General features: G+C 68.4%; 10 protein-coding genes and 1 pseudogene. 4 read left to right on the top strand and 7 right to left on the bottom strand.

The annotated features are described in order from the left end of the window. Window positions 1-33 precede the first annotated feature (33 nt). Window positions 34-1,596: a helicase HerA-like domain-containing protein gene (locus tag HOV77_RS01155; protein WP_290856227.1), complete on the top strand. Its 1,563-nt coding sequence runs from the start codon at window positions 34-36 to the stop codon at window positions 1,594-1,596. Between the two features lie 16 nt (window positions 1,597-1,612). Here the strand turns inward: HOV77_RS01155 and murJ are convergent, their stop codons facing one another. Next, window positions 1,613-3,391 carry a murein biosynthesis integral membrane protein MurJ gene (gene murJ, locus HOV77_RS01150; RefSeq protein WP_290856220.1) on the bottom strand — a complete coding sequence of 593 codons (1,779 nt, stop codon included), beginning with the start codon at window positions 3,389-3,391 and terminating at the stop codon, window positions 1,613-1,615. Between the two features lie 291 nt (window positions 3,392-3,682). On the opposite strand from murJ, the gene HOV77_RS01145 reads away from it, so the two are divergent. Continuing rightward, window positions 3,683-5,116: a CCA tRNA nucleotidyltransferase gene (locus HOV77_RS01145; RefSeq protein ID WP_290856215.1), complete on the top strand. Its 1,434-nt coding sequence runs from the start codon at window positions 3,683-3,685 to the stop codon at window positions 5,114-5,116. On the opposite strand, the gene HOV77_RS01140 is transcribed toward HOV77_RS01145, so the two are convergent. The 6 genes from HOV77_RS01140 to HOV77_RS01115 form a co-directional block, all read right to left on the bottom strand. Next, window positions 5,113-6,486: an MFS transporter gene (locus HOV77_RS01140; RefSeq protein ID WP_290856213.1), complete on the bottom strand. Its 1,374-nt coding sequence runs from the start codon at window positions 6,484-6,486 to the stop codon at window positions 5,113-5,115. The genes HOV77_RS01145 and HOV77_RS01140 overlap by 4 nt on opposite strands. A gap of 69 nt (window positions 6,487-6,555) precedes the next feature. After that, window positions 6,556-7,053: a DUF6584 family protein gene (locus tag HOV77_RS01135; protein ID WP_290856211.1), complete on the bottom strand. Its 498-nt coding sequence runs from the start codon at window positions 7,051-7,053 to the stop codon at window positions 6,556-6,558. Window positions 7,054-7,120: 67 nt separating this feature from the next. Next, complete coding sequence (locus HOV77_RS01130; protein WP_290856208.1) at window positions 7,121-7,594, bottom strand: DUF6584 family protein; 474 nt, start codon at window positions 7,592-7,594, stop codon at window positions 7,121-7,123. 80 nt (window positions 7,595-7,674) lie between these two features. Then, window positions 7,675-8,646 carry a hypothetical protein gene (locus tag HOV77_RS01125; RefSeq protein ID WP_290856206.1) on the bottom strand — a complete coding sequence of 324 codons (972 nt, stop codon included), beginning with the start codon at window positions 8,644-8,646 and terminating at the stop codon, window positions 7,675-7,677. A gap of 76 nt (window positions 8,647-8,722) precedes the next feature. Continuing rightward, window positions 8,723-9,802 carry an inositol-3-phosphate synthase gene (locus HOV77_RS01120; RefSeq protein WP_290856204.1) on the bottom strand — a complete coding sequence of 360 codons (1,080 nt, stop codon included), beginning with the start codon at window positions 9,800-9,802 and terminating at the stop codon, window positions 8,723-8,725. Window positions 9,803-9,821: 19 nt separating this feature from the next. Beyond that, window positions 9,822-10,460, bottom strand: a complete 639-nt coding sequence (locus HOV77_RS01115) for a PadR family transcriptional regulator (RefSeq protein WP_363259423.1) — start codon at window positions 10,458-10,460, stop codon at window positions 9,822-9,824. A gap of 203 nt (window positions 10,461-10,663) precedes the next feature. Here HOV77_RS01115 and HOV77_RS01110 point away from each other — a divergent pair, with 203 nt between their 5' ends. Both HOV77_RS01110 and HOV77_RS01105 read left to right on the top strand, forming a co-directional pair. Beyond that, the gene (locus tag HOV77_RS01110) at window positions 10,664-11,095 is read left to right on the top strand and encodes a DUF5318 domain-containing protein (RefSeq protein ID WP_290856202.1); all 432 of its coding nucleotides are present in this window, start codon (window positions 10,664-10,666) and stop codon (window positions 11,093-11,095) included. A gap of 98 nt (window positions 11,096-11,193) precedes the next feature. Beyond that, window positions 11,194-11,619: pseudogene (locus HOV77_RS01105) on the top strand (penicillin-binding protein); the annotation flags it as partial.

Here is an 11,619-nt window from a genome sequence, read left to right as displayed (position 1 = left end):
AACTTGGGATGTAACCGGATGAGAGGGGGCAGCGTGAGCGCTGAGCAGGTGGAGGTCGTCAAAACCGGGTACGCGTTCGACGGCCCGGCGCTGGACCTCGGCGCACTCGTGGTGGACGGCTCCGCGGTCGACGCGTCCGCCCCGATCCGCGTACCGCTGGCGATGTTGAACCGGCACGGGCTGGTCGCCGGGGCGACGGGCACCGGCAAGACGAAGACGCTGCAGGTCATGGCCGAGCAGCTCAGTGCAGCAGGCGTACCGGTGTTTCTGGCCGACATCAAGGGCGACGTCAGCGGCATGGCGGTCGCCGGCGAGGCCAACGACAAGATCACTGCTCGCATGAAGGAGATGGGCCAGGACTGGACGCCTACGGCGTACCCGGTCGAGTTCTTCACACTCGGCGGGCGTGGTACCGGTACACCCATTCGGGCGACGGTCACCAGCTTCGGCCCGATCCTGCTCAGCAAGGTGCTCGGGCTGACCGACGTCCAGTCGTCCTCGCTCAACCTCGTCTTCCACTACGCGGACAAGAAGGGCTTGCCGCTGCTGGACCTGAAAGACCTCCGCTCGGTGATCCAGTTCCTCGGCTCGGACGAGGGCGCCGAAGAGCTCAAGAGCCTGGGCGGCCTGGCCAAGCAGACCGCGGGTGTGCTGCTCCGCGAGCTGATCGCCTTCTCCGACGCCGGCGCGGAGGACTTCTTCGGCGAGCCCGAGTTCACCTCGGCCGATCTGCTCCGGACGACGCCGGACGGCAAGGGCGTGGTCTCGGTCCTGGAATTGCCCGGCGTCGTGCAGCAACCCGCGTTGTTCTCCTCGTTCCTGATGTGGCTGCTCGCCGACCTGTTCCAGGACCTGCCCGAGGTCGGCGACCCCGACAAGCCCAAGCTCTGCTTCTTCTTCGACGAGGCACATCTGCTGTTCAAGGACGCCTCGAAGGCGTTCCTCGAGTCGATCACCCAGACCGTCCGGTTGATCCGGTCCAAGGGCGTCGGGGTCTTCTTCGTCACCCAGACCCCGAAGGACGTCCACCCTGACGTGCTGGCTCAGCTCGGCAACCGGGTCCAGCACGCGCTGCGGGCGTACACGCCGGACGACGCGAAGGCGCTCAAGGCGACCGCCTCCACCTTCCCGAAGTCGGCGTACGACCTGGAAGAGGTGCTCACCCAGCTCGGCACCGGCGAGGCGATCATCACCGTCCTCGGCGAGAAGGGCGCTCCGACTCCGGTCGCGTGGACCCGGCTCCGCGCGCCGCAGTCGCTCATGGCCGAGGCGCCGGCCGAGCTGCTGGCGGAGAGCACGAAGAACTCGCCGCTCTACGCCAAGTATGCCCAGCCGGTGGATCGGGAATCGGCGTACGAGATGCTGCTGTCCCGGCTGAATCCACAGGTGAACACGCCTGAGCAAGGTAGTTATCCACAGGACGGTCCACAGGCTGCGACCCCGAAGCCGACGAAGGCCGCCAAGCCGGAGCCGGGCATGGTCGAGCAAGTGCTGAAGTCCCGGACGACGCAGAACCTGATCAAGGGCGCCGCCGCTGCGGCGGGCGCGGCGATCGTCCGCTCCATCTTCGGGACGGCTCGACGAGCCAAGAAGTGAGCAGTGCTCTTTGTCGCTAGCGGCGGATCAGCTTTCGGCGTACTCGCTGAAGGAGGTCGAAGACCTCGTCGATCTCCCGGACCCGCAGCGCCTTCGCGGCAGCGAGATAGGTGACGACGATCAGCGTGCCGCCGAGAATGAGCTGGACCCAGGCGTTGTCGATCCCGACGGCCCGCAGGCCGAGCGTGGAGCCGTAGCCGACGAGCCCGGCGGCGACCATGGCCGCGGCGACCCGGGCGAGAACCATCGCCGTGCCGCCGAGCCCGAGCGATCCGAGGCGGTTACGCAGCTGCCACGCGCTGAGGCCGATCGCCAGGACGTACGAGATGCCGTTGCCTAGCATCACACCGCCGGCCGCGAGCGAGCCGAACAGCGCGACCTGCGCGATGATCCGCAGCAACACGACCGGGATGTTGAGGATCGCGGGCATCCTCGTGTCGGGCAGCGCGTAGAACGCGAACGTGAAGAGCTGGCTCAAGGAGAACGGAATCAGCGAGATTCCAGCCATGACCAGCACGGACGCGCCGTCCTGCGCATTGGCCGCGGTGAACGCGCCGCGGACGAACAGGGCGGTCATCGTGGGACCGGCCAGGAAGATGAAGACCACTGCGATCGGCGCGAGCACGGCGGACGTGGTGCGGACGCCCTTGGCCAAGTCGTCGACGACGTCACCGAGCCGACCGGCCGCCGACGCCGCCGACATGCGTGGCATGAGCGCCGTGACGATCGAGACTGCGACGATGCCGTGCGCCATCATCATCAACAGGAACACGTTGTTGTAGATGAGCAGGCTGTTACCGCTGAGCAGGCGGAGCAGCACCAGGACGCCGACCTGGCTGACCGCGACATAGCAGAACATCCAGCCGCCGAGGTGGGCCAGGTGCCGCAGACCCAGCGCCCGGAAGTCGAAGCGTGCCCGCCACCGGAATCCCGCCCGGCGCAGCGCCGGGAGCAGGCCCGCGGTCTGGACGATGATGCCGAGCAGGGTGCCGCCGCCCAGCAGGACCACCATGCCGGGGCTGACGTCGCCGGCCGTCCGGGCGACTGCGCCGAAGAACGCGATGAACAGCGCGCATGTCGTGATCACGACGACGTTGTTCAGGATCGGCGTCCACATCGGCGGGCCGAAGCTGCCGCGCGTGTTCAAGTACGCCGCCAGAATCGCCGAGACGCCGAAGAAGAAGATCGCCGGGAGTGTGAAGTAGGACAGTGCGGTGACGAGCTCGCGATAGTCCTGCCCCGTGTCGGCGGACGTGAAGATGAGCGTCAGGATCGGCGCGCACAATGTCGCGATGACCGCTGCGCCGCCGAGCACAAGGGTGGCCAGCGTGAGCAGACGCTGGGCGTACGCCTCTCCCCCGTCGGGATCGCGATCGCGTGCCCGGACGAGAACGGGGACGACGACGCTCGACAGCACACCGCCGATGAGGAACTCGTACACCATGCCCGGGAAGAACTGCGCCGCCGTGTACGCGTCGCCGAGCCCGAGCGCGGCACCGCCCAGCGTCGCTGCGATCATCGCCGTACGCAGGAAGCCCGTACCCCGGCTGACCAGCGAACCGATCGCCATCACGGCGGAGTGGCCGGCGGCGGTGGTCTCTTCCTTTTCCGGGGCGTTCTTGGGACCTGACTGGGGTGGCGGCACGATCATCGTGCGTTCGGCGGCCGACTCGGTCTCCCCCGCCGGTGACGGATCGCTGATCCGGGGCAGCAACACGGTCGAATCCGGGTCGAACCGGGGAATGGTCCCCGTCTCGTCCCACGGGAACCAGTCGTGCTCGGGATCTCTGCTCACCGCGCCACCCTAACGGGCCTCGGCGCCCTTTGCGTTGCGCGCTGTGCCCGGGGTGCGCGCGTTGTGCCCTCGCGGAGCGGGCGCTCGGCGCTTGCACTTGCACTTGCACTTGCTCGCTCGGGCAGACGCCGGCGCGCGGCGCTCGCGCGCGGGGCACACGGGCGGGTGCTCGGCGTTATCCCGGGATAACGTCCCTTCGCGGGCGCGGATAAGCGCGTTATCCGGCGTACGGCGATGATCATGGCCCGCGCCTCAGACCTGGCGGCCCGTGCCCGGTAGGCTGGCTGACCGATGTCGAACACGAACGCCCTGACGACCGCCCAGCGTGACGCCGTGCATGCGCTGCTGGCGCGCTTTCCCGTCGCCGACGAACTTGGCCGCCGGTTCGCCCGGGCCGGACACGACATCCACCTCGTCGGCGGCTCGGTACGCGACGCGCTGCTCGGCCGGCTCGGCGACGACCTCGATTTCTGCACGGACGCGCATCCGGACGAGACATTGCGCCTCGTCAAGGGCTGGGCCGAGGCCACCTGGGAGACCGGGCGGGAGTTCGGCACTATCGGGGCGTTCCGCGACGGGCTGCGGCTGGAGATCACCACTTATCGGGCGGAGTCCTACGACGGGGTGAGCCGGAATCCGGCGGTCCAGTACGGCACCTCGCTCGAGGACGACCTCAGCCGCCGCGATTTCAGCATCAACGCGATGGCAGTCAGCCTGCACGATCACCGCTTCACCGACCTCTACGGCGGACTTCGGGACCTGCGGGAGCGGATGATCCGTACGCCGGCCGCGCCGGAGCAGAGTTTCGGCGACGACCCGCTGCGGATGCTGCGCGCCGCCCGGTTCGCGTCCCAGCTGCGCTTCGTGGTCGACGAGCCGGTCATCCGCGCCATGTCCGACATGTCGGGGCAGCTCACTCGGATCACGGCGGAACGCGTACGGGAGGAGTTCAGCAAGCTGCTGCTGGGCGAGGACCCCGTCACCGGACTGCGACTGCTGGTCGAGACCGGGCTGGCCGAGATCTTCCTGCCGGAGCTCATCGACCTCAAGATGGAGATCGACGAGCACGCGCAGCACAAGGACGTCTACGAGCACACCCTGACGGTGGTGCAGAACGCGGTGGATCTGGACACCGCCGACACCGGGCCCGACCTGGTCCTGCGTCTGTCCGCACTGCTGCACGACATCGGCAAGCCCGCGACCAAGGCGGTCGGCGCGGACGGCCGCGTCAGCTTCCATCACCACGAGCTGGTCGGCGCGCGCATGGCCAAGCACCGCCTCAAGCTGCTCAAGTACCCCAAGGACGTGATCAGCCCGGTGGTCGGCCTGATCTCGCTCCACCTGCGCTTCTACGGTTACGGTCGGGGCGAGTGGACCGACTCCGCCGTGCGGCGCTACGTCCACGACGCCGACGACCTGCTCCTCCGCCTGCACAAACTCACCCGGTCGGACTGCACGACCCGGAATCGGCGCAAGGCCGCGCAACTCGCCGCCGACTACGACGCGCTCGAGGACCGCATCGCCCGGCTCGCCGCGGAGGAGGACCTCGCCAAGGTCCGGCCCGATCTCGACGGCAACGCCATCATGGAGCTGCTCGGTCTGCCGCCGGGTCCGTTGGTGGGCAAGGCCTGGAAGCATCTCAAAGAGGTACGCCTAGAGCAGGGGCCGCTCAGCCGGGAAGAGGCCGAGCACGAACTGCGCGCGTGGGCTGAAGAGAACCTCTAGGTCGTCTCCTCGGTCGGGGCCGGTTCGGCGCGCCGCCGCCGCAGTGCCCCGGCGAACCAGGCTGCGAGGAGGGCGTACCCGATGGCGATGCCGATTAGAGCGACCGCCGAGCGGCCGTCGGGCGGGAGGGTCAGCGCGGCCAGGAACAGGCCGAGCACCATGACCCCGTTGAAGACCGTGTCGTTCAGGCTGAAGATGCGGCCGCGATAGTCGTCCTCGCACTCGTGCTGGAGCGTGGCGTCGACGATGATCTTCATGCTCTGCGACGCGACGTTCATGAGCGCCGCCGCGATCAGCAGCAAAGGCGCGATGAATGGCAGCCCGAGGGCGACGATGGCGACGGCGATCCCGGCGAGGAGCAACGTGATCCAGCGCTGCGGCCCGAATCGTCGGCTGGCGGCCGGGGTGATCAGCGCGGCGATGCCGGCGCCCGCCGCGCCCGCGATCACCACCTGGCCCAGCGACCACAACGATTGTTCGGTGTGGTTCGCGGTTCCGTGGCCGAAGTAGCGGCTGTAGAGCAGCAGTACGGCGAGGGTCAGATAGCCGTAGAGGAACCGGTGCCCGCCGGTCAGCACCATCGCCCGGGCCGCGGGCGGCCGCTCGGCGAGGTGACGCAGGCCGCGTACCATGCCGCGGGCCACGTCGACGACGGCGGTCCACACGCCGATCGTCGGCCGTTCGTCGTCTTCCGGGCCGAGCCGGCCGGGCCGGAACGACGTGTAGGTGAGCAGGCCGGACGCGAGGTAGCCGATCGCTGCGATCGCTGTGATCCCGGCGTACCCGTGCTGAGTGGTGTGCACCAGCGAGGCGGCGACGAGCGCGGCCGAGGAGAAGAGGCCTATCGAGTAGCAGATCGTGCCGGCCGTCGACGACAGCGCGTTCGCCGTGACCAGCCTCGAGTCCTCGACCACCTTGGGTAGCGACGCGGACAGCCCGGCGAGGAAGAACCGGTTGATCGCGATCACCAGAAGGGCGGCTAGCGCGAACCGTGGACCCTGGTCGCCGATCCAGATGAGCGCGACCGCCGGAATGACGAGGACGGCACGGATCAGGTTCGCCAGCGCCAACGCGATCCGGCGGTCCCAGCGATCGAGGAACACTCCGATGAACGGGCCGAGCATCGAGTACGGGAGCAGCAGAACGGCGAATCCCGAGGCCACCGCCAGCGCGCTCGACTGCTTCGCCGGGTTGAACAGCAGCGAGCCGGCCAGCCCGGCCTGGAACCACCCGTCGGAGAGCTGGCTGAACAGCCGGACCGTGAGCAACCGCCGGAAGTCTCGTCCGCCGAGGATGGCCCGGAGGTAGTGGCCGTCGACCTTGCGCTCCAGGTCAGCGGTGACGGCGGGCGAGCTGGTCGGCGGCGGCACGCGACCTAGCGTATGTGACGGATCGGGGAATCGGGACATCCAGCGCGAGCTGTTCACCCGCCTGCTTGGTCACTCGACGAGCCAGGCGATCGCCCGGATCGCGCCGACTCCGGCGAGGGCCACGACGATGCCCAGCGCGATCGCGGTGAACAGGCACGGCACCAGCGAACCCCGGCTCTTCACCGGGGCCCGGTAGGAACCCACCCAGATCTCCGGCGGGCCCGAGCGCTCGGTCTCGGCGAGCAACTCGGTCAGCCGCTCCTGAACCGCTGCGGGCAACGACGCCGGGTCACCCGGCCAGCGGAGGAGGCGTACGCGGGACCAGGGATCGGCGTGGACCCGGGCGAACGCGGCCAGTTCCTCGGGGCGTACCTCGTCGGTCAGAAATCCCCAGCGGCCGGCCTCGGCGAGGTTGCCGGTCTGCCGGTAGACCGAGGAGAGCAGCCGGTAGATCTCCAGATCGTCCGGGTGCGACGCGACGAGCGTCCGTAACCGCTGCGTGGCGAGGTAGGTATGACCAGCGGCAAGGTCCCGCTTGACCCGGGCGAGGACATCGGATTTTGCCACTCACACATGATCTGGGTTGACGACAGTGGATGCTAGGCGCGAATGTAACAAAACCGCAACACAGCTCTCAGAATGCCTGAAGCACGGTCACAGCGCCCAAGACGACCAAGGCTGCTACGACGACTGCGGCAGTGCCGGTGAGCAGCACGGTTGTGATTCGCCACCAGCGGGGCTCCACCTCGACTGGCGGCGTGTCCTGGCGCGCGGCCTCGGTCAGGTCGAGGAGGCGTTGCCGGGCGTGCTCGGTCGGGGCCAGATCGGCTGATCCCTGCCAGCGAAGCGCGGCCAGGCGACGGGGCGCCGACGGGAAGGCCCGCTCGAACGCACCGGTCTCCGCCGGTTCGGCGGTCGGGTTCAGGTAATCCCAGCGACCGGCCTCGACGGCGTTGCCGGTCATCCGGTGCACGGCGGCGAGGCGGTGGCGCAGATCGAGGTCATGGGGGTACGCACTGACCAGACTGCTCAGCCTCTGGATGGCGGGCTGGGTGTGACCGCGGGCGAGATCCACCGCGACCTTGTCCAGCACGGGTGCCTTAGGCATGACCCCACTGTGACAGGAACCCGCCGATCCGGTAAAGGCCTTCTTGGCGGGTTCCCATTTCCGTAGCCGATCGATGACTCTCAGTGGAAGGCGACGTTGTACAGCCGTGCCTTGTAGAACTCGGCTCCGTAGGACAGCGAGCGGGTGAACGACTTGGCTCCGGCGGCGTCGAAGAACTGCACGCTGGGGCTCACCCAGTCGCGGGTGTCCCCGTGGTACGTGGCCCCGGTCGCCTGCACCCAGAACCGCTCCCCCGAACTGTGCTGGGAGTACGACTTCACGGAGTTGTCGCCATACGCCTGCGTCACGGCGTACGACGTCTTGTCGATGGTCATGACCTTGCTGCCGTCCGTCGCGAGCAGCAGGTTGCTGTCGGAGTAGCTCGCGTCGAGGCTGTGGCCGAGATGCGCGCCGATCGAGATCGATCGCGACAGCGCCAATCGCGTGCTCCGGTAGGTGCCGGACACCGTGTAGACGCGGGCGTAGTCCTGGCCGATGGCCCACAGCTTGCCGGTGATGTCGTCCCACCAGACGCCGTGCGCGCCGGGGAACGAGATGGTCTGGACCAGCGCGAGCGTGCTCGGATCGCTGATGGCGGTGGGTCCGTAGAGATAGAGGTATCCCCCGGAGGAGGCGACGACGATCGCGCCGATGTTCGGGATGCGCTCGATCGCGTGCGGGTTGTTGCCCGGCGTCGCCGACCACAGGACGTCGTTGAGCTCCTGAGCGGCCTCGGTGGTCTTGTCGACGATGCCCACCTTGCCGCCGGACGCGGTGACGAGGGCGACCTCGCCGAAGGCGGCGGTGTTGCGGAACTTGACGTCGGACAGGTTCGACCAGCCGTTCGCGGTGCCCGGGCTGAAGCTCCATTTCAGCGTGGTGGTGCTCCACGCCGAGCTCGACGGGTAGATCTGGACCTGGTTGTGGTACTGCTCGCACACGGCCACGTCGTAGCTGGCGTAGGCCTGGGCGGCCGACTCGCCGAGCAGCGCCGCCGCTGGAGCGGCCGCCGCAGCGACTGCGGCGGCTTTGAAAATCGTCCTTCTACGCAAAGCATCCTCCCCAGAAAATCCTGAATGGACCTTGCCGGGGAGGATGCTAACCCGTCGATCTGTTCGCCGGGGTGGTTCAGCGCTCGACTTCGCCGCGGATGAAGGCCTCCACAGCCTCGTGCGCGTCGTGGTCGTTGTACTGGACCGGCGGCGACTTCATGAAGTAGCTCGATGCCGACAGGATCGGGCCGCCGATCTTGCGGTCGAGGGCGATCTTCGCCGCGCGTACCGCGTCGATGATGACGCCGGCCGAGTTCGGCGAGTCCCAGACCTCGAGCTTGAGCTCGGCGTTGAGCGGGACGTCACCGAAGGCACGGCCCTCGAGCCGGATGTAGGCCCACTTGCGGTCCGACAGCCACGGCACGTGGTCCGACGGTCCGATGTGGACATCACCCTTGTTGATCTCGTGCGGGATCTGGGACGTGACCGACTGGGTCTTCGAGATCTTCTTCGAGACCAGGCGGGTGCGCTCCAGCATGTTCATGAAGTCCATGTTCCCGCCGAAGTTCAGCTGGTAGGTCCGCAGCAGCTCGACGCCGCGGTCCTCGAACAGCTTCGCCAGCGCGCGGTGCACGATGGTCGCGCCCACCTGCGACTTGATGTCGTCACCGACGATCGGCAGACCGGCGTCTTCGAACTTCTTCGCCCACACCGGGTCGGAAGCGATGAAGACCGGCAGCGCGTTCACGAAGGCACAGCCGGCGTCGATCGCGGCCTGCGCGTAGAACTTGTCGGCCTCCTCGGAACCCACCGGGAGGTAGGAGACGACGACGTCGACCTCGGCCGCCCGCAGGGCCTCGGCCACGTCGACCGGCGCCTCGTCGGACTCCTGCACGATCTCCTTGTAGTACTGACCCAGTCCGTCGAACGTCGGACCACGCTGGACGGTCACGCCGGTCGGCGGGACGTCGCACAGCTTGATCGTGTTGTTCTCGCTGGCCACGATGGCCGCGGCGAGATCCTGGCCGACCTTCTTCGCGTCGACGTCGAACGCCGCCACGAACTCGACGTCACGAACGTGGTAACCGCCGAAATCGACATGCATAAGACCGGGTACGCGCTCGCTGGGGTCGGCGTTGCGGTAGTACTCGACGCCCTGGACCAGGGACGAGGCGCAGTTGCCGACGCCGACGATGGCTACGCGGACGGAACCCATCTGGGTGCCTCCTTCTTGTTCACATCCGCCTCGGCGTCTGGCCAGGCGGTTCTTCTTCGTGGCCCGGTTGGACCGCGGAAGTCTCGGGATCGGTCGCGCGCTGCGACGGCGGCCGGCCGGATCGCTCGTTGGCGATCAGCTCCTCCAGCCAGCGGACCTCGCGCTCGGCCGCGTCCAGCCCGTGCCGCTGCAATTCCAGCGTGTACGCGTCGACGCGCTCGGCAGCACGGGCGAGCACGTCGCGCAGGCCCTCGCGGCGTTCTTCGACCTTGCGGCGGCGGCCCTCGAGGATGCGCAGCCGGATGTCGGCGTCGGTACGCGCGAAGAAGGCGAAGTGCACGCCGAACCCAGGGTCGTCGTAGGTCTCGGGGCCGGTCTGGGCGAGCAGCTCCTGGAAGCGTTCCTTGCCCTCGGCTGTGATCTTGTACACGACCCGGCCGCGCCGGCTGGTGAGCGGTGGAACGGCCTCGTCGTCGGCCGAACTCTCGCCGGCCTCGGTGATCCAGCCGCTGGACTGGAGCCGCCGGAGGGTCGGGTAGAGCGAGCCGTAGCTGATCGCAGCCCGCATGGGGCCGATCTTGAGGGCAAGTTGTTTCCGCAGCTCATAGCCGTGCATGGGGGCCTCGTGAAGGATGCCGAGGATGGCGAGGTCGAGCACGGGCCCTCCTTCCCCACTGCCGTCGGCGCGCCGATGTATCGGCGCGATACATCCGTAGGTTAGAACGCGAAGATACCCCGAGGCAATCCTGGGAAACCTGGTGGGTTCGCTCACTGTGGCGGAAAGATCGCAAGGGCCTTCGCCTGATCACTGAGCGTGACGGATGTCGCGGGCGCCCAGCGGAGCCGTTACCCTTCTGAAGCATGCGAACGCAGCGGCAGGTAGTTGACTATGCGTTACAGCGCCGTGCGCTGTTACGTGAGGTCTACGCCGGCCATGTCGGGACCTACGAGGTCTGCGACGCCTCGCCCTATCTGAAGACGGCGGCCCGGTACCACGGAGAGGCGACCGAGGAACTGTGTCCCATCTGCCGACGTGAGTTCCTGACGCTCGTCCACTACATCTACGGCGACGAGCTGAAGCAGTCGGCCGGGCAGGCCCGCTCCCGGGCCGAACTGGCGACGTTGGCAACTTCCCTACGGGAATTTCAGGTCTACGTGGTAGAGGTGTGCCGCGGGTGTTCGTGGAACCACCTTGTGGAACAGTTCCTGCTGGGAACAGCGGGTGCGCCCGCACCCGAAGACGTGACAACGGGAGCGATCCCGGCCTCCCCCGGCCGGGCAGCCACGGCGTGAGCCGACGGCTGAAGCCCCCGCCGCCGCGCCGCCCTCCCCGGGCGGCAAGGCGAATCCGACCAGGCGGAGCCCCCGCCGTGACCGGAACGGTGTGACAGATGAGTTCGTACGGCGACCCCAACGCCGGTTGGCCCGGCGACGCCGGCGGCAGCCGGCCCGCCGGCTCCGGCAGCGCCGGACGCGGCCGAGCGCAAGTCAACAGTGATGGCTACGGCTATCAGTACGACGACGATCCCGCTCGCCGGGGTGGACAGCCGTCCCCCTCGGCCCGCCGCGACGAGTGGCCCGACAATGGCGCCGGCTACGGCCGCGCAGCCGGGTCGGCCTCAGCAGGGTCGGCCTCCGGTTCTGCGTCCGTCGGTTCCGCCTCGGTTCCGGGTGCGGCCGGTCGCGCTTCGGTCGGCCGGGCCGGCGTACCGGGGTCTTCCGGGCGCGCCAGCGTTCCCGGCGCGCCGGTGTCACCTGCCGGGCGGGCGAGCGTACGCCCTCGGGGGTTCGAGGACGGCCCGGGCGGCGACGGCCGT

Source organism: Hamadaea sp. (genome assembly GCF_013362815.1).
Lineage (GTDB): Bacteria > Actinomycetota > Actinomycetes > Mycobacteriales > Micromonosporaceae > Hamadaea.
The sequence above is the reverse complement of the archived record's forward strand: the minus strand, read 5'-3'. Positions and strand labels throughout refer to the sequence as shown.